Origin of the sequence: uncultured Amphritea sp. (genome assembly GCF_937127095.1) — a bacterium.
Classification (GTDB): Bacteria; Pseudomonadota; Gammaproteobacteria; order Pseudomonadales; family Balneatricaceae; genus Amphritea.
The window spans coordinates 99,390-117,459 of sequence record NZ_CAKZLP010000019.1 but is presented as its reverse complement, the minus strand read 5'-3'; the positions used below and the strand labels follow the sequence as shown (position 1 = coordinate 117,459).

Genomic DNA, 18,070 nt, shown 5'->3' with positions numbered 1-18,070 from the left:
CTATTTCGACAGTCTGGCTAAGCATACTATTTGAACATTGCTGGCCACTGTGTAGACTACGCCCATACAGCCGATCAGGATCCTTCCGTGAGTAAAAGTTACAGCGTTAAAGAGATTTTCTACACCCTTCAGGGAGAAGGTGCACAAGCCGGCCGACCTGCCGTATTCTGTCGTTTTACCGGCTGCAACCTCTGGTCCGGTCGCGAGCAGGATCGCAGTAAAGCAGTGTGTGATTTCTGCGATACCGATTTTATCGGCACCGATGGTCAGAATGGCGGCAAATTCCGCTCAGCGGATGCTTTGGCAGAGAAGGTAAAAAGCTTCTGGCCCAATAACGCCGGAAAAACTCAGGGAAAGCCTTACGTCGTCTGTACCGGAGGGGAGCCACTGTTGCAGCTTGATGCAGAACTGATCGCAGCGCTGCATCATGAGGGCTTCGAGATAGCGGTAGAAACCAACGGCACCCTGCCAGTACCCGATGAGGTCGACTGGATCTGTGTCAGCCCTAAAGCGGATGCGCCGCTGGCGCAGCTCCGGGGTGATGAGCTAAAACTGGTTTATCCGCAACCCCTGGCCCAGCCCGAACAATTCGCGCAGCTGCAGTTTACCCATTTCTACCTGCAGGCGATGGATGGACCGATGCAACGCATGAACACCCAGGATAGCATCGCCTACTGCTTAGCCAATCCGCAATGGAAACTAAGCCTGCAAACCCACAAGCTACTTGGCATCGACTGAAGCCGCCCGCAGACTAGCCGGACTATTGCGCCATATCACCAGCAGCACCGCAGGTATCTGCATCAGAATGCCGTACAGCAACACCGCGAGGGACATCTCCGGCTGTTGCAGTATGGCGCTAGTGACCATCAATGCCGTACCCGCATTCTGAATCCCTGTTTCGATACCCAGCGTCAGCGCCGTTTCAGTGTTCAGGCGCAGTAAGTAACGAGCGATAAGCATCGCCAATAGCATCGCACTACTGGCAAGCAGAATAATGGCCGGGCTTAGCAACGGCATCAATTCAGGCAAAACGGACCGGTTCGCCCAGCTGATCATCACCACCACCATACACATAAACACCAGTGAGAGAATCTTCATTGGCCGTTGCAACTGAGCACAAATTTGCGGCCAGCGGTAATTTATAAGCACCCCGATTGCGACCGGTAGCAGGGTCACCATAATCAGTTTCATAATCGTACTTAGCAGCGGTAACTCCACCATCACACCATTACCTAACAGGTGTTCCAGAGTGAACCAGGCAAGCCAGGGAAGCGTAAAAGGGATAATCAGGCTGGTAATCGCAGTCAGTGAGATTGACAACGCGGTATCTGCGCGACACAGATAACTGATCATATTCGAAGTGGCACCGCCCGGCGCGAAAGAGACAATCAGCAACCCCGCGGCCAGGGTCACTGGCAACGCCAGCGCTGTCACTACCAGCCAGGCCAGCAACGGTAGCAACAGGAGCTGCAGCGCAACACCCGCAATAATAGCGACCGGCCGGTATCGAAGCGATAAAAAATCAGCGGGTTTAAGTGTCAGCCCCATGCCCAGCATAATAATAAACAGAGCAATTGGTAATAACAGCGAAAGTGCATTGCCACCTTCCATTCAGGATGACTCCATCAGACTCATTTCAAGAGCGGTTATAGTAGGGTGCTGACACCACTAAGACAACCGCCAGATAACACAGAATCAAAGGGCTATCCCAATCTACCCACATAAGCTGTGGATAACGTTGTGGGTACCCTCAAATTACCTCTCCGGATGACCCGGTACTTCACCGATCCGCCCAATATGTTCATTTTTTAACCAGATGTTTTTTCCTATATTTTTCAGACAGTTACAACCAATTGATCTGGATCAAACGAATAGTTCAGGATACTTATCCAAGATAAGTGTCAATTCAGCGTCGTTACTGTGACAGATAAAAGTCAACCTGTTTTTTGTAAAAAAATTAATAAAAATCAGCTTTCATCTGGCCAATTGATTCTGTTCCACTTAACATGTTGGCCTCTTAAAGAACCGGACTCGTTTTAACTCATGTCAGAAACACGTAGCAATCAGTCACAAGCACAACGCATTACCATTATCGGTTCAGTTATCGATACTATTTTGGGCGTGCTGAAAATCGTTTTTGGTATGTTGTCACACTCCAGCGCATTGATCGCCGACGGCATCCACTCACTGTCTGATCTGCTAACTGACGTACTGGTCGTCTGGATTATCAAATACTCGCATCAGGAGCCTGATGAAGAGCACCCCTGGGGACATGCCCGCTTCGAAACAATCGGCACCGTCATTCTGGGTTGTATACTCATCGCAGTTGCTGGCGCAATGGCCTATGACAGCCTGTTGACACTCTTTCGCGCTGAAGTAGTACTACTGCCAGAATGGCCAGCACTGGTGATTGCAGCAATCTCTGTATTCGCTAAAGAAGCTATCTTCCGTTACACCCTGACCGTTGGCAAGCGCATTAAATCCGATCTGATTATCGCCAACGCCTGGCACAGCCGTACCGATGCGTTCTCCTCTATTGTGGTATTTTTCGGTGTTGCGGGTGCCATGGCGGGAATCGCCTGGCTGGATGCCGTTGCGGCGGTAGCAGTGGCGCTGATAATTGCCAAAGTGGGCTGGGATCTGACCTGGAAAAGTATTCTCGAACTGGTTGATACGGCCCTGCCGGAAGAGCAGACTCAAGCGTATACCGATGTCATCATGCAGGTTGAAGGGATACTCAGCGTCCATAGTTTCAAAAGCCGCAGTATGGGCAGCCAAAGCTTGCTGGAGATGCACCTGCAGGTAGCGCCCCACCTGAGCGCCTCAGAAGGTCACTATATTGGCGATAAAGCCGTGGCGCAGTTGATGCGAAAGTTTGAGGATATTGGACATATCATCTTCCATATCGATACGTACGATGATGAAGAGGGATTCGACAACTCAACCAACCTGCCGGTACGTACCGAAATCAGCGGAGTTCTGTGGGAACTGCTTGATCAAACCGGCCATCCAGAACTGGGGATCAGCCGTCTGGCTCTGTATTACCGCAGAGACTCTGTAGAAATTGAACTGATGTTGCTGGACACCCCAGCCAACCAGCAGATTGATATGAAAGCGCTGGAAGCAGAGTTGGAGCGATTATTTAAACAGCACAGCTGGTTCCGAAGTATCCGTCTGTGGCAGGGGTATCAGCCACCCAAACTCTGATGGGCTTTATTTAATAAGCTTCACTGCATGAGCGCGAGCTAATGGATTATATACGCCCAGCCCGGCCCCATAGTGCCGAGCTGGAGATTCGCAAAAGCCGATTTATTGCTGATATTCAGCCGGTCTGCGACCGGGAGGAGGCAATGCGCTTTATCGAATCAGTACGTGCACTCCATCCTAAAGCTAATCACCACTGCTGGGCTTATGTCGCCGGCAATCCTGACGATGCCCACCAATGGAACTGCAGTGATGATGGCGAACCCAAAGGCACCGCGGGTCAGCCGATGCTGAATGTGCTGCGGCACAGTTACCTGGGCAATATCTGCGTGGTTATCACCCGTTATTTCGGCGGTGTTAAGCTAGGCACAGGAGGACTGGCGCGAGCTTACTCTCAGGCGGTACAAGAGGCGTTGAACGAACTCCCTACGGTTGCTGTGATTGCCACTGTTGCGGTCAGTCTCACTGCTCCCTATAACCTCACCGGAGAGCTGGAACATCTGATAGCTCAGTTCCAGCTGAGTGACTGTGCGCGAAGCTTTGGTGAAGCCTTTATGTTAACGGCAAATCTGCAAGCGCACCGGCAGGAGTCTTTTCGGGAGGCACTGATCCCCTTCCAGCATCTGATCACCCTCAGCATTAGTTAATCTCATCACGAAATACCATTGCATACGCAGTCGCCAATGCTTCACTGCGGGTCTCATGGCAAAAACTCTGCGGAATCAAACCCAGAATTTTCAAACGACTGAGAATATCCTTAACGATCGGATTAAGACCGATAATATGGACATCACGGCCAAGCTGCTGCGCCTCCGTAATCATATCCTCGATTGCCAGTGCCGTTGATACATCGATCAGAGGTACCCGGCTAAAATCAAGCAACAGGGCATCGTGGGGATTACGGCCCTGAAGCTTAGCCGCAAGGCCTTTCGCAGCGGCATAACTTACCGGGCCATCAAACTGATACAGAATTACCCGCCCACGGGTTTCAGCCAGCAATTTACGTTCCCGCTTACTCAAACCCTCATTATTTCCAGCCACACTGTCAATCACCCGTATACTGTCTAACTGATTATCCGCCAGCCTCTTAACGGTGACGACATTAGCAATGAAGATTCCGGTAAACACCGCAGTCACCAGATCCACCATTACCGTCAACACCAATACCAGCAACATCAGACAGGCGACAAACAAAGGTGCCCGATGAAGCCGCACCAGAAAACGCCAGTCAATAATATCCAGCCCCACCTTAATCAGAATACCAGCCAGCACAGCATGCGGAATTTGCTCCGCCAGGGGCGCAGCACCCAACACGACACAGACCAGTACCAGTGCATGAAAACCGCCTGCCAGAGGTGTACTGCCCCCCGCTTTGATATTCACCACGGTGCGCATTGTGGCACCGGCCCCGGGTAATCCGCCAAACAGACCTGCGACCATATTACCGACGCCCTGCCCGATCAGCTCCCGGTCTGAGTCATGCTGAGTTTTGGTCATATTATCCGCCACCAGCGAGGTAAGCAGAGAATCGATAGACCCCAGTACGGCCAGCATCAGCGCGGCAAACAACATATCGGTAACAATTTCCAGCGAAAATCGGGGAATCTGCAGCTGAGGTATTCCCGTGGGGATATGACCAATCAACGCCAGATAAGTATGTCCATGAAATAGCTGATAGATCACCGTACCCGTAATTAGCGCAAGCAGTGCCGGAGGGATAATACGAGCTAGTTTTTTGGGGCAAAAGATCACGATTGCCAGCGTCACTGAGCCCAGCAACAGCGCCGCAGGATCGGCAGCGGTCATATAATAAGGAATAGCCTTCAGCGCTGTTACAGCATCCGCTGATGAGGGGTAACCGAACATCGGCCCCAGCTGAAGCAGGATAATAATAATGCCGATACCTGTCATAAAACCTGAGATCACAGGAAACGGCACCATAGTGACATATTTGCCCAGTTTCAGCAGACCAAAGCACATCTGAAACAGACCTCCCATCATCACGACTGTAAACGCAAACAGAGGCCCATTTTGCGGATCCAGAGCAACAAACTGGGTAAAGACGGATGCCATCACCACGGTCATCGGCCCGGTAGGCCCGGATACCTGGCTTGGCGTACCGCCAAACAGCGCCGCAAACAGCCCGACAAAAATCGCTCCGTAAAGGCCTGCGATGGCTCCGGCTCCGGAAGAAACTCCAAACGCCAGGGCTAAAGGCAGGGCAACAACGGCGGCCGTTAACCCGCCCAGCAGATCGCCTTTGAGGTTTTGAAAGTGAAGTCCATGAATCAGTGACATATCAGATCCTGACTATGCTTGTTTTTTTATTAGTGTCTGGACAGATCAGAAAACAACGGAAGTGCCCTGCAACCTTCCATCACTTGTCTGGTTGAATCAATCAATAATTAGTCGATATAGATCAGGTAAAAACGATATTTTTTGAAACAACCGTTCGATATCATCAAAAAACTGCAATAAGCACTATCTACCCCATTGAAAAATAATGGTATTCTTTACCGCATTAAATGTCAGGACATACAGTCTCGCGAAATAGGAAAAGGTTCTATGCAGTTCGCAGATAATCCGCAACAAGCCACCGAGTATCTTCGCCGGGCGATTCCGCTGATGGTACAAAGTGGTATCCCGCCAACCCCGCTTAATTATGCCCTCTGGTATGCCTATGTTTCCAAAGCACTGCCTGCGCTTAACCAGCAGATGGACAACGTTTTGCAAATCTATGGCACTTGTCCAAACAGAATAAGTGAACAACTTTTCCGAGACTTTCTCATTAAAGATGAGGTTGAAAACGCAGAGATAGTGCAGAGAGCACTCCTCTCTGTCATGGGGGATCTGGAGAGTACCGCGTCTTCAACGGTGCAAAACACAGAAGCCTATAATGAGGTATTAATAGATAGCCTGGCAGCACTCAAAGAAAGCAGTAATGACCAGTCCCTCGAATCTATTATCCAGAATTTAACCGTTAACACCGAGACCATCAGTGAAAGTACACGACTGTTTCAGAAGAAGATTGATGAAGCACAGTCTGAGATCAGCGAGCTAAAGAAACAGCTGAACCAATCACGTCAGGAAGCCACCATTGATCCACTCACCGGGTTATATAACCGCAGAGTCTTTGATACAGAGATCAGTCAATTGGCGGCTAAACCTGAACCTGATGTATCCCTGATTATGGTGGATATTGACTTCTTCAAAAAGTTTAATGACACCTATGGCCACCAGATGGGTGACAAAGTTCTGCAATATGTTGCCAAACTGATCAAAGCTGAGTGCCCGGAGCCCCTCCTGCCTGTTCGTTTTGGCGGTGAAGAGTTTTCCATGTTACTTCCTGGTGTAAAAATACCTGATGCGTGCAAACTGGCCGAAACAGTACGCAAGAAAGTTGCTGCAATCCGTATCACCCAGAAAAAGAGTGGCGAGACTATCAGCTCAGTCACAGCATCTTTCGGGGTTGCCCGATTAAGCGAGGATGAATCGCCGGAAAGCCTCATTGCCCGTGCTGATGCAGCCCTTTATAAAGCCAAGGAAGCCGGACGGAATAACGTGCAGATCGCCGATCATGCCTGAATCAGAACCTTTGAGTGAGCACCTTTTACACCCTTAAGACAAAAAAAATCCCCGGTCTGCATAACAGCCGGGGGAATAGTCGATGAAGGTCACTTAACTCGCTGGTTCACGCATTGTCACAAACTCTTCAGCAGCAGTCGGGTGAATACCAATGGTGGAATCAAATACCGCCTTGGTGGCGCCGGCTTTCAGTGCAACAGCGATGCCCTGAATAATTTCGCCAGCGTCGGGGCCAACCATATGCACCCCAAGCACCTTGTCACTGTCACGATCAACCAGCATTTTCATAAAGGTTTTCTCGTCACTGCCGCTCAGCGTATGCTTCATTGCTCTGAACGTAGACTTATAGACATCGACATTTTCATAGAGTTCACGACTTTTTTCTTCGGAAAGCCCAACGGTGCCAATATTTGGCTGGCAGAATACCGCCGTAGCGATCAGATCATAGTCCACCTGCTGGTTTTTACCGGCATACAGGTTGCGCACCAGCGCCATCCCTTCTGCCAATGCAACTGGTGTCAGTTGCACCCGGTCGATCACATCTCCAATAGCATAGACTGAGGGTTCCGCTGTCTGAAACTGATCATTAACCACAATCGCACCATTCGGTTTCTGCTCGATGCTGATCGTCTCCAGGCCCAGATCCATAACGTTTGGTACCCGGCCGGTCGCATACATGATGGTATCTGCTTCCAGAGTAGAACCATCGGTCAGATGCGCCAACAATGATCCATCAGTCTGCTTCTCGATCTTTTCAATATTGTTATTGAAACGCAGATTCACATGTTTCTTCGCCACTTCCGCAGCGGTGAACTCACGCACCTCCTGATCAAAACCACGCAGGAACATATCGCCACGGTAGATCAGCGATGTTTCCGCCCCAAGCCCGGCGAAGATACCGGCAAACTCAACCGCTATATAACCGCCACCAACGACAATGGCGCGTTTAGGGAACTGATCAAGATAGAACACCTCATTGGAGCTAATAACATGTTCGCTGCCCGGAAACTCAGGCACATAGGGCCAGCCACCGGTAGCGATTAGAATGCGTTCAGCGCTGTACTGTTTGCCGGACACTTCAACAGTGTTTGGTCCGGTGATACGCGCCCGGCCATCCAGCAGATTCACCCCTGAATTGACCAACATATTGCGGTAGATACCATTGAGCCGCTCTATCTCTTTGGTTTTATTATCCCGTAAGGTAGGCCAGTCAAAGGTCGATTTACCCACCGTCCAGCCAAACCCGGCGGCGTTTTCAAAATCTTCGCTAAAATGGGAACCATAAACAAACAGTTTCTTAGGCACACAGCCCACATTGACGCAGGTGCCTCCCAGGTAGCGGTCTTCTGCCATTCCTACCCGAACACCCATCGCTGCAGCCATACGTCCAGCCCGAACACCACCGGAACCGGCACCAATTACAAACAGGTCAAAATCAAACTCTGCCACAGAAATCCCCTTAACACTGATAACAATTAACAAAAAGACTGGTCGGATAAAGCTGAACCGTCTGATAACAATCTATGGTGCAATAATCTACCTGTTGTAGCCCTATGATGCCAATAAAGATAGGCAAAATAGGTAATAGGGTTTTTCAATCGGTTGGTATTTGCACTTTGCCCGGACGAAGGTTAAGTTAAGCGCCACTGTATTATTCTCTATAGATTTTATTCTTTATCGACCTTCCTTTGGATTTATCATGAAACTGATCTCATTTAATACCAACGGCCTGCGCGCCCGACCCCACCAGATTAAAGCCCTGATAGAAAAGCATCAGCCCGATGTTATCGGTATTCAGGAAACCAAGGTGCATGATGATGAGTTTCCTGCGGAGATGATCACCGCACTTGGCTATCATGTGGAATATCATGGGCAAAAAGGCCATTACGGTGTCTGCCTGATCTCTAAACTCCCGCCTGTTAGTCTGGAAAAAGGATTTCCTGGCGATGACGACGATGCTCAGAAGCGCATGATCATTGGTGAGTACGATATCGAAGGGACTCGGGTGAAAGTACTCAATGGCTATTTCCCGCAGGGGGAAAATATTGCCCATGAAATCAAATACCCGGCCAAACGCAAATACTATAACGATCTGCAAAACTATCTTGAACAGCAGTGTGATCCGGCACACCCACTGGTGGTGATGGGTGATCTGAACATCTCACCGGAAGATATCGACATCGGTATCGGCGAAGTTAACCGCAAGCGCTGGTTAAAAACCGGTAAAACCAGTTTTCAACCTGAAGAACGTCAGTGGCTGACACGATTGCTAGGCTGGGGACTGAAGGACACCTTTCGTAAAATTCATCCGGACACTGACAACCTGTTCAGCTGGTTTGATTATCGCAGCAAGGGCTTTGAAGACCAACCGAAACGTGGCCTGCGTATTGATGCGGTGCTGGCAACGGAATCTCTCTATCAGCGCTGCACCGATGCCAATATCGACTATGATATCCGCGGCATGGAAAAGCCCTCAGACCATGCCCCTATCTGGGCTAGCTTTGAGTAACAATCTGAGCACTAAAGAAAAGCACGTAAAAACAGGATAAAGGGGCGCTCAGCCCCTTTATACATAGCGTTATATAATCTAATCACTCAGTAATTGAACTGACAAAGCCGGCGGACTTCACCACCATCAGGTCGGCGTGCAGTTCATCCAGAATACGCTCGATGGTGCTACCGACTAATATCCGGTCCAGCAACCCTCGCGCTATAGCACCCACCACCAGAATATCGATGTGGGCTTCATCTACATATTCAAGAATCGCATGATGGGTCTCTTTCTCTTTCAGCGTGACCGCAGGGCTGTCAGTTGTAAGGCCATAGGGTTCCAACAGCTGCCCCAGAGCAGCAACATGTTCTGCCCTGACCTTACGTTGCATACCTTCAAAATCGGTCACCAGATGTTCATCAAAGATGGCTGAGTGAGGCAACACATTAAAGCTGTGCATCACTTTCAGATCTCCTTCCAGGGTCTGAACCATCCGCCGCGCCCATTCCAGTATGGTTTTATCCAGAGCCGCCGGGCTATCACACTCGTGAAAAGGATCAACTGCAGCCGCGACATGACCACCATCAGACCAGGGTTTCTGTTTAACCAATAGTAAGGGAACAGGGCACTCTCTGATCAGTTGCCAGTCACTCTGGTCAAAAATGTAATGCCCCAGACGACTGTGCTGCTCTATCTGATGCAAAAGGATATCAGGCGCATAGCGTAACACTTTACGCACCACAGCTTCTGTCCGATGCCGCTGCCAGCAAAGATCCAGATCAACGTCGATACCAAGCTCTTTAAAGGGTTCGGCAAGTCGTTCCAGTTCCGCTTCGACCTTATGCATATAACCATGTTCGGCTTTAAGCAGAGACTCCTGATCCAACAGATAGGTGTTACGCAACGATGTATTATAACAGCAGCAGAACAGCTCAACTTTTGCCCCACTCCCCTCTGCCAGCCGTACAGCTTTTTCCAGTATCAGACTGCAATCTTTACCGTGCTCAATATTCACCAGAATTTTGCCGATATCCACAACAGAACCTCCTCAGCGGGTTACCCTTTAAGCATGAGCCAGCATCGCTATTTTGCAAACTCAATCTTTTGATCTGGTACCTATAAGCGATACAGTTTTTAACACACGCATTCACACGCCATCAACCTCAGATCAGGCCTGTAAAAATTGCAGCGGAAACACAGATAATCTTTTATATTAAGTCTTTCTAATATAGAATAGGTGACATGATTTCCGATGGTACTGAGACAACTCAATGCAGTCTCATCGATAACTATACGCCCATAATTTAACCACGAGGTTACCCCTATGACTCTTAACGCTGCCCTTCGCCTGCTGGCGGGATCCGTTATTCTTATCAGCCTGGCACTGGGAACTTACCTCAATCCAGCCTGGTATTACCTCACCGGCTTTGTCGGCCTTAACCTGCTGCAATCCGCATTTACCAAGTGGTGCCCGGCGATGACAATATTTCGTCTGTTAAAGCTAAAAGAGCAGACGTGCGCCACCGGCATGAGTGTCCATCAGGGAGTCCATATCATCGCTGGCGCTGCGGTTCTGATTACCGTTGCCGCCTTTATGTTTTTTGCCGCGCCGCAATGGGTGTTGTACATCACCGCCGTGGTTGGTGCCAGTCTGCTTCAGTCTGCGTTCACAGGCTGGTGCCCCGCGTTCACCGTTGCCTCACTGCTGGGATTTAAAAAAGCGGCTTAACATTCGTAGTTTCCACTAAATGCCGCCCTGTGCGGCATTTTTTATACCTTTTACAACCTCATGCTGGCATTCATCGCTGCAGCATCCTCTGGCATCGGCTCCAGACAGCAAACTAATTACCCAAAGCGGTAACTGCTGCCCACTTCTGATCACTGGAATTCCTGCCACCATGGTAGGATAAGCAGTTGATTAAGAGGAGACACCGGGTGCTGCGATATAACCTGCATAAAATATTAAAGCTGATGTTACCTGGCGTCATACTTATGCTGCTCGCTCCGCTTATTCACAGCCAGCTTGTTGATCTTAGCTTTATCCAGCAACAGCTATTCGGCTATCTCCCCCCTCTTCTGGGTGGCCTGTCTGTCATCCTCTGCATCAGTTTTAATCAGGGCCGGTTGTTGCTCACAACCATTAATCTGCTCTGCCTGTTTTTGTTAATTCAGAACCAGCTGCAAACCAGCCTGAGCCAACCCTCTAATTTTGTTTTATTCAGTTGCATCAGTCTGTTATTCCCTCTGTTGCAGCTGTTTATTAACTTTATTCCGGAACGGGGTCTGAGCACCCGCTGGCTGATCAGACATCTGCCGCTGATCACCGGAGGTTATCTGCTGTTCTGGATCGCAGCGGAAAATGGCCTGCTTGCGGCCTGGTTCAGTGAACTGCCGATGGGGCTGATTCAGATGTTTTCCGATCCCTATCTGCTTAGCCAGTGGTCGGTATCAGCATTCGCAATAGCGACCCTGTTGGGACTCATCATTCTCTGGTTCCGAGCCACTTTGGCTGATGCCTGCCTGGTGATCATTACCCTGTCGATAGCGGCGATGATGGCGCTGTTCGGTATGTCTTCCGTTTCCGTTCTCAGCTGTACACTGGGGTTAATACTCATCCTGTTTACAGTACTGTTTAACTCATACAGCATGGCATTCATTGATGAACTGACCGGTCTGCCCGGGCGTCGCGCCCTGGAAAACACACTCCGCAGTGCCGGACGTCACTACACCCTGGGGATGGTTGATATCGATCATTTTAAGCAGTTTAACGATACCTACGGCCATGACGTGGGGGATCAGGTGCTGAAAATGGTAGCCAACCAGATGAAGCAGGCAGCCCGGGGCGCAACTGTATTCCGTTATGGCGGCGAAGAGTTCACCATTGTGTTCAAAAGAATGGATGAGGTCAGGGCCATCGAGATCGCTGAGAAAGTACGCACCACCATTGAGGCTTATCCGATGCGCATTCGCGATAAAGGCCGTCCGGGTAATGAGAAGCAGGGCCGCCAGCAGCGTAATCGTTCAGGTGGTTCTAACGACACCACAGAGGTCACCATCAGTATTGGCCTGTGCGAGAAAACGCCGCAGCATAAAGACAGTCAGGCCGTGATAAAACAGGCGGATGAAGCGCTCTACCTTGCAAAACAGCAAGGACGTAACCGTTCGGTGGCCTGTCATATCGCTCAGCCACGTAAACGCAGAACGCCAATCTCCTCATGAAAAACTTTCACGCATGAAATTTTGCCAGCGGCCGATAACCTTGCGTGACACACGGGAGTTACTAAACTTAAAGCTCTTGTAAACTTAAAGCTCGTTAAATGAGTTCCGGCAACACAAGCAAAGGAGATGATATGGAGATCAGTTCAATACAGAATCAGTCGGCGACTGAACGCAGTAAGCCAACTGACGAGATATCAGCAAAACAGCAGACCAAAAACGAACAGAACCAGGCAATTTTGCAGGCATCTCTGGATGTCAGTATCTCCTCAGGTAATGATTCACTGGCACTTCTGTATCGCACCGCTGTCAATGAGTTAAACAAAGTACTCGAAACTGACCTGGGCTCATCAGCAATTCAGAAAGCCTATGATTCGGGTCTGGATGTGACTCCTGAGGCAACCGCTGAAAGGATTGTCTCGCTGAGCGCTAACTTCTTTAGTAGTTATCAGAACCAGCACCCGGAGATGGACTATCAGACTCAGGTTGAAAGCTTTGTCGGTATTATTTCCGGGGGTATTGATCAGGGATTCGCGGAGGCCCGGGACATTCTCGATGGTCTGAACGTTCTGGAAGGTGATATTGCCGCAAATATCGACACCACTTACACCATGGTACAGGAAAAGCTTGTCACACTGATGGATACCCTCCTGAACGCTGACCAGACGCCTGCTCCAGATACTGCTGAATAAAGCAGCGACGGCATAACAGTGATATTTAATGCAAAAAAACCGGGTAATGCCCGGTTTTTTTATCACTGTATACAATCAGAACGCATATCTCACCCGACCATAGATATTGCTGGCATCTTCAAACTGACCAAAGAAAGTATGAGCTTTGTCACCAACAAACACGTTCGCCCCAAGATCAAAACTCAGAGTGTCACTGTAGCGATAGTTAACTGATGGCCGCGCATAGTAGTCGTCATCACTGGGAGAATAGAAGACAAACATCGACCAGACCAGATTATCCTGCCACATCCGATAGTTCAGCCGGGTGGTATAGAGATAACGGTACTCTTCCGGGTTATAAGGCGAGGCGGATGCGGCTTCCAGCGCATCATAATCCAGCGTCTGTTCAAGATAGTACTGCAACCCCAGTGTCAGCTTAGGTAGCAGTTCGCGCTCATATCCCAGCAGGAAACGAAACTGGCTATTGGGCTTGAAAGGATCACTGCCATCATTGTCTTCAGCCATATGCAGTGCAATCTCAGCATTGGCTAAACCGGAACCGAGGTTCCCCCGTACACTGGCGCCCAGCACATTCAAGCGGGTGAATACGGGATCGCCCAGACTATCCAGCGCATTGGGCTGCTTCTGAAATCCACGATAGCCATAGAGTGCCCACTCGGTACTATCGATGTTTCCAGAGACCCGGGCAGCAAACTCACCGTTGGTGAAACTGTTTGCGGGTTCCTCTGCATCAATCCGTCCTGCAGGCGCAGCGACATTCTGCCCTGCCTGGGGTGAAAACCAGGAAAAACGCTCGCCGTTAATATAGCGATCAGATGTATAGTCGGGCATCCACACCAGATCAAGACTGGCTGAATCACCATAGTAGCTAGCCTTAGCGGCCAGGGACGGCGCTTTCAGATACTCAGTATCACGACCGGAAAAAAAGGACTGCCAGTCTTTGGGAAACAGGTCATTGAGAAACAACAGATCCCCAGTGCCCCAGGTGAGCACCTGCTGCCCCAGCTTGAGGTCGGTACGGTCAATAGGGGTCAGGGTATAAGACGCTTCACGCAGATCGCCCCGCACACCCTGATCAACGCCATCAGCATAAACATCCGCTTTCAGAGTATAGCGGTCATTACCCACATAACCGGTGGTTTCAAGACGCAGGCGCAGATCCGCCAGCGTGGCATCATCCACGGGGGAGAAACGATCATTCAGAGCCGGGTCGTAATTCAACCGGTTGCCCAATCCACCCTCAATGAAACCATGCCATTTACTGCTACTTTTCGGTTCAGCCCAGCTATCGTCACTCCAGCTATCATTCCCCCAGCCCTGCTCACTATCGCTGGCTGCCGCAGTTGTGTCCTGCTGTGCAGCGACAACCGACGTCGAGGCCAGAATCGCGATCAGCAGCGCCGGTTTAAGGGCTAGATTTTCCAGAACGTTCGTTACACTCATAGCCATTACTCTGGACGCTTCAGCCACTGACGTGGCGGATTACGGAGGGATCGTTCAGTAAATACCGCGCTGTCCATACCCAGATCATAACGGATAAAACGGAACTCCATCGTGGTGCTCGCGCCACTCACCAGATCACTGACCCGGGATTTGGTTACCGTCGTAATATCCTGAACCGTCTCAGTTTCCAGCACCTCTACCCGGCGATACAGTTTATCGCCAACATCGTAATACTCGATCTTCATCGGTAGCATACTCACTTTGTCGATCCACACCTGATAACGGCTAAACTCAACCGAATCAGGATCTTTAGGGGTATTTTCGAGCACATAAAACTCCCCGGTAGTGTCCGTCAGTGTATGATTATCTTCTTCAGGATTACGACCGGACACATCCTCATAGAAATAGTTTGAACCGACAAAGCTGGTACGTTTATCACCGGCAGAGATCCGTTTAACCAGATCCAGTCCCGGCAGATAGAGCCAGCGGTCATCATCGGTGCTTGCATGTTTTTCAACCAGAAAAACCGTATCACGTACATCGGCCGGGCGGCTGAAGGCAACCAGAAACTGCTGATCTCCGCCATCCTCATGGTCTCGCCTCAGGATGGTAAACTGTCGCTGTTGCTCACGTCCCTGAGAGTCCTGAATCAGCATCCGTGCTTCTGAACGACCATCTGCACCCTGATAATAGGCTGCCAGGTTTGCCTGCTTCACTATCTCATTAACATCGGTCAGATCTGCAGCACACAGCTGCGCTGAAACGGTTAAGGTCAGACCCGCTACGAATGTGGTAAACAGTTGCTTAATCATGGGTACTCTCCTTCATGCCAGGCTTAACGCCAAACAAACTATCTTTATCTTTAATCATCTCCATCACAGCGGGCAGCAACATCACCGTTACCACTGCTGACACGGCCATGATGGTTGCCAGAAAGAAGCCCACCGTAATGTAGGGAACCAGCGGCGCAAACAGCAATGGCGTGAAGCCAATAGCCACCACCACAGCGTTGCGGCTGATCGCCCGGGAGGGGCCTTTGTAAACCTCAGCCACGGTCTGCTCCCAGTTACCACACTGACGATAGATCGCCCGGGTGCGCTCCAGAAAGTGGATGGCAAAGTCGACCGAGAGCCCCAGCGTCAATGCTGATAATACGGCAATCGGCATATCATAGTCCTTACCCACCAGTCCTATCAGGCCGTAGATAAAGAGAATGGTCACCGTCAGCGGCAGCATTGACAGCAGGCCGATTTTGATCGAACGGAACAGCACCACCATGATCAGCAGTACCATGAAGAATGCCCCTATCAGGCTTTTCAACATGCCATTAACCATCTCGTCCTGCCAGACAACGTTAATGTAGGTGAGACCCGCCCAATTAAGTTTAACTCCATCCGGCAGCGGATGATCCGCCACATAACCCTCTACCAGTGTCAGCACCCGGCTCATATCCTGATTATCACCGCTGCTGAGCTGCAGCCATAAAACCGTAGAACGGTAGTCCGGAGTCACCATATGCCACAGATCGTTAGGACGGTGTGAGCCCTGAAAGCTCAATACTGTCTGTGCTGCAGCGGTGGCGGTAGGTGGCAGACGATACTGTTCTGCAGCGCCGCCCTGGAGTTCACGATAGACTGTTTTCAGCATCGTTGGCAGACCATTACTTTTGCCAACATATTCAGACTGGTCGAGAAAGTTCTGCAGGTCGTCCACATATTTCATCGCCTCAGGGGTGAGAAAATACTTACTGCCTATCTGAGCCTTCTCAGTCATACCCAACAGATCCAGCCACATTGTTTCATTGGCACTGTCGTCATAGCTTAGCTGGTCGAACAGATTGATCAGCGCATTGGTATATTCGATAAAACTCTCAACCTTAACGCTATCCAGTTTCTGTTGCAGCTCAACGCCCTCTTTGGCCGCCCGGGCCAGAAGCGTTTGCTCAAGCCCGCTGCGCAGATCACTGGTTTTATCCAACACCAGAAATGCATTATAGGTTCCGGGGAAGTGGTGGTTCATTACCCGATCAGCCACACGCAGCGGGTGGTCAGGTTTAAACCAGCGAACCGGATTATCGTTAATCTGAATCTGTGCCACACCATAGGCACTGCCAACGATAACCAGAACAAACAGCATCAGCAGACCCTTCGCACGAGCAATCGAGAAACGCCCGGTTGAGATCAGTAAACGGCCGAGAAAAGAGTTGTCGTCTTCATCGATATTATGATCTTTCATCTGCGCCATCCGCTTGGGGGACAGGCTGATAATATAAGCAGGAACCAGTGTGATGGTGAGCACAAACGCCAGCATAATACCAAACGCCACATGCAGACCGAAGATCTGTACCGGCGGAATCGGTGTAAACGCCAGTGAGGCGAAACCCACTGCAGAGGTCACCGAGGTATACAGCATGGGGGTAAACAGATGGCCCAGCACCTCTTTCAGCGCCTTTTTCGGATCTTCACCAGGACGATAACGATCAGCAAATTCTGACAGAATATGCACCGAGTCGACCACCGCAATCGGCATCAGAAAGATCGGAATCATCGAACTCATAATGTGAACGGTATAACCCTGACCAATCAGTAATCCCATGGTGATAATCACCGCTCCCATTGCCACCAGCATTGGTGCTGTGATCAGCAGGAAACTGCGGAAGAACACCCACATCAGGATAAAGATCATCAGACCTGCAAGAGGAGCTGAGATCGCCATCTGGATAAACATCTCAACGCCGAAAGTATCTTCAGCCACCGGCAAGCCGGAGATGTAATACTCATTGTTACCACTTAGCTTGCCTATCTCTGTCTGAATCAAGCCGGAGATACGGTAACTTTCAGATTTTTTAGTAATCGGAACATAGATACCGGCTGCCTGACCATCACCGGACACCAGGGTGTTATTGAGCAACGGCAAACGTTCAACAGAGGCTCTAAGCTGATCAATGCCCGCCTGATCTTTGGGCACCTGCTTCATCATCCACTCAAAGCGGATCGTCCCGGGACCCTCCTGACTGATATTGTCGACGCGGTCCAGCGACATCATATCCTGACTGACCACACCATCCATCTGCACAATAGCATCAGACAGTTGCTGCAGTTCAGACAGACTCTGCTGATTGTAGATCCCCCCGGCGGAGTTATTCACAATACCGACAACTATCATGTCATAGAGGCCGAAACGCTCTTTCACGTGATCATGAAATACCCGCGCTGCATTGTCTGCAGGCAGCATGTTTTCAGGATCGGTATCCACCTTGATTGAAGGGATCTGCAAGCCCGCCAACACAGTCAGCAACAGCACTGCAAAAAAGACCCATTTCGGCCGATTCATTGAGATATTAATCAGTGTAGATCGAAGCATCTGCGGTTCCCATTTTACGTATAAGGAAATCTTTATTTCGCTTATTATATTAGAATATACTAATATTTAAAAGTAC

The 18,070-nt window shown here is 50.0% G+C and carries 15 protein-coding genes; 8 read left to right on the top strand and 7 right to left on the bottom strand.

What is annotated here, in order from left to right; all coding sequences use genetic code 11:
- The first annotated feature begins 87 nt into the window (after window positions 1-87).
- Window positions 88-738: a 7-carboxy-7-deazaguanine synthase gene (gene queE, locus Q0499_RS04650; protein ID WP_299196846.1), complete on the top strand. Its 651-nt coding sequence runs from the start codon at window positions 88-90 to the stop codon at window positions 736-738.
- Here queE and Q0499_RS04645 read toward each other — a convergent pair.
- Complete coding sequence (locus tag Q0499_RS04645) at window positions 721-1,611, bottom strand: bile acid:sodium symporter family protein (protein ID WP_299196844.1); 891 nt, start codon at window positions 1,609-1,611, stop codon at window positions 721-723. The two genes, queE and Q0499_RS04645, sit on opposite strands and share 18 nt — an antisense overlap.
- Before the next feature lie 432 nt (window positions 1,612-2,043).
- On the opposite strand from Q0499_RS04645, the gene Q0499_RS04640 reads away from it, so the two are divergent.
- Both Q0499_RS04640 and Q0499_RS04635 read left to right on the top strand, forming a co-directional pair.
- Window positions 2,044-3,207, top strand: coding sequence for a cation diffusion facilitator family transporter (locus Q0499_RS04640; protein ID WP_299196843.1), 1,164 nt, complete (start codon window positions 2,044-2,046; stop codon window positions 3,205-3,207).
- A 41-nt stretch (window positions 3,208-3,248) separates the two neighbouring features.
- Entirely contained in the window at window positions 3,249-3,851 is a 603-nt protein-coding gene (locus Q0499_RS04635) for a YigZ family protein (protein WP_299196842.1), read from the top strand.
- On the opposite strand, the gene Q0499_RS04630 is transcribed toward Q0499_RS04635, so the two are convergent.
- Window positions 3,844-5,502: a SulP family inorganic anion transporter gene (locus Q0499_RS04630; RefSeq protein WP_299196841.1), complete on the bottom strand. Its 1,659-nt coding sequence runs from the start codon at window positions 5,500-5,502 to the stop codon at window positions 3,844-3,846. The two genes, Q0499_RS04635 and Q0499_RS04630, sit on opposite strands and share 8 nt — an antisense overlap.
- A gap of 267 nt (window positions 5,503-5,769) precedes the next feature.
- On the opposite strand from Q0499_RS04630, the gene Q0499_RS04625 reads away from it, so the two are divergent.
- Window positions 5,770-6,789, top strand: a complete 1,020-nt coding sequence (locus tag Q0499_RS04625) for a GGDEF domain-containing protein (protein WP_299196840.1) — start codon at window positions 5,770-5,772, stop codon at window positions 6,787-6,789.
- 93 nt (window positions 6,790-6,882) lie between these two features.
- On the opposite strand, the gene gorA is transcribed toward Q0499_RS04625, so the two are convergent.
- Window positions 6,883-8,238 (bottom strand): glutathione-disulfide reductase, encoded by a 1,356-nt coding sequence (gene gorA, locus Q0499_RS04620; protein ID WP_299196839.1) that lies wholly within the window; start codon window positions 8,236-8,238, stop codon window positions 6,883-6,885.
- A 250-nt stretch (window positions 8,239-8,488) separates the two neighbouring features.
- Between gorA and xthA the strand changes: the two genes are divergently transcribed.
- Window positions 8,489-9,298 (top strand): exodeoxyribonuclease III, encoded by an 810-nt coding sequence (gene xthA / locus Q0499_RS04615; protein ID WP_299196837.1) that lies wholly within the window; start codon window positions 8,489-8,491, stop codon window positions 9,296-9,298.
- A gap of 82 nt (window positions 9,299-9,380) precedes the next feature.
- On the opposite strand, the gene Q0499_RS04610 is transcribed toward xthA, so the two are convergent.
- Window positions 9,381-10,316 carry a universal stress protein gene (locus Q0499_RS04610; RefSeq protein ID WP_299196836.1) on the bottom strand — a complete coding sequence of 312 codons (936 nt, stop codon included), beginning with the start codon at window positions 10,314-10,316 and terminating at the stop codon, window positions 9,381-9,383.
- A 288-nt stretch (window positions 10,317-10,604) separates the two neighbouring features.
- Between Q0499_RS04610 and Q0499_RS04605 the strand changes: the two genes are divergently transcribed.
- The 3 genes from Q0499_RS04605 to Q0499_RS04595 all read left to right on the top strand — a co-directional run bounded on the left by Q0499_RS04605 (window position 10,605) and on the right by Q0499_RS04595 (window position 13,188).
- On the top strand, window positions 10,605-11,009 hold the full coding sequence (locus Q0499_RS04605) for a DUF2892 domain-containing protein (RefSeq protein ID WP_299196835.1): 405 nt from the start codon (window positions 10,605-10,607) through the stop codon (window positions 11,007-11,009).
- A 263-nt stretch (window positions 11,010-11,272) separates the two neighbouring features.
- Window positions 11,273-12,499, top strand: coding sequence for a GGDEF domain-containing protein (locus Q0499_RS04600; protein ID WP_299196834.1), 1,227 nt, complete (start codon window positions 11,273-11,275; stop codon window positions 12,497-12,499).
- Window positions 12,500-12,630: 131 nt separating this feature from the next.
- Entirely contained in the window at window positions 12,631-13,188 is a 558-nt protein-coding gene (locus tag Q0499_RS04595) for a DUF5610 domain-containing protein (RefSeq protein ID WP_299196833.1), read from the top strand.
- Window positions 13,189-13,263: 75 nt separating this feature from the next.
- On the opposite strand, the gene Q0499_RS04590 is transcribed toward Q0499_RS04595, so the two are convergent.
- The 3 genes from Q0499_RS04590 to Q0499_RS04580 are packed head-to-tail and all read right to left on the bottom strand — an operon-like array spanning window position 13,264 to window position 17,994.
- Window positions 13,264-14,631: a DUF1302 family protein gene (locus Q0499_RS04590; RefSeq protein ID WP_299196831.1), complete on the bottom strand. Its 1,368-nt coding sequence runs from the start codon at window positions 14,629-14,631 to the stop codon at window positions 13,264-13,266.
- A 5-nt stretch (window positions 14,632-14,636) separates the two neighbouring features.
- Window positions 14,637-15,443 carry an outer membrane lipoprotein-sorting protein gene (locus tag Q0499_RS04585; protein ID WP_299196829.1) on the bottom strand — a complete coding sequence of 269 codons (807 nt, stop codon included), beginning with the start codon at window positions 15,441-15,443 and terminating at the stop codon, window positions 14,637-14,639.
- Window positions 15,436-17,994 (bottom strand): MMPL family transporter, encoded by a 2,559-nt coding sequence (locus Q0499_RS04580; RefSeq protein ID WP_299196827.1) that lies wholly within the window; start codon window positions 17,992-17,994, stop codon window positions 15,436-15,438. The genes Q0499_RS04585 and Q0499_RS04580 overlap by 8 nt, the downstream gene beginning before the upstream one ends.
- Window positions 17,995-18,070: the final 76 nt, after the last annotated feature.

Excerpts from the sequence above, each read along its gene's own strand:
- Q0499_RS04645 (WP_299196844.1), bottom strand. The coding sequence starts at position 1,611 with ATGGAAGGTGGCAATGCACTTTCGCTGTTATTACCAATTGCTCTGTTT.
- Q0499_RS04605 (WP_299196835.1), top strand. The coding sequence starts at position 10,605 with ATGACTCTTAACGCTGCCCTTCGCCTGCTGGCGGGATCCGTTATTCTT.
- Q0499_RS04590 (WP_299196831.1), bottom strand. The coding sequence starts at position 14,631 with ATGAGTGTAACGAACGTTCTGGAAAATCTAGCCCTTAAACCGGCGCTG.
- Q0499_RS04625 (WP_299196840.1), top strand. The coding sequence starts at position 5,770 with ATGCAGTTCGCAGATAATCCGCAACAAGCCACCGAGTATCTTCGCCGG.
- Q0499_RS04585 (WP_299196829.1), bottom strand. The coding sequence starts at position 15,443 with ATGATTAAGCAACTGTTTACCACATTCGTAGCGGGTCTGACCTTAACC.
- Q0499_RS04640 (WP_299196843.1), top strand. The coding sequence starts at position 2,044 with ATGTCAGAAACACGTAGCAATCAGTCACAAGCACAACGCATTACCATT.
- Q0499_RS04580 (WP_299196827.1), bottom strand. The coding sequence starts at position 17,994 with ATGCTTCGATCTACACTGATTAATATCTCAATGAATCGGCCGAAATGG.
- xthA (WP_299196837.1), top strand. The coding sequence starts at position 8,489 with ATGAAACTGATCTCATTTAATACCAACGGCCTGCGCGCCCGACCCCAC.
- Q0499_RS04635 (WP_299196842.1), top strand. The coding sequence starts at position 3,249 with ATGGATTATATACGCCCAGCCCGGCCCCATAGTGCCGAGCTGGAGATT.
- Q0499_RS04630 (WP_299196841.1), bottom strand. The coding sequence starts at position 5,502 with ATGTCACTGATTCATGGACTTCACTTTCAAAACCTCAAAGGCGATCTG.
- Q0499_RS04595 (WP_299196833.1), top strand. The coding sequence starts at position 12,631 with ATGGAGATCAGTTCAATACAGAATCAGTCGGCGACTGAACGCAGTAAG.
- Q0499_RS04600 (WP_299196834.1), top strand. The coding sequence starts at position 11,273 with ATGCTGCTCGCTCCGCTTATTCACAGCCAGCTTGTTGATCTTAGCTTT.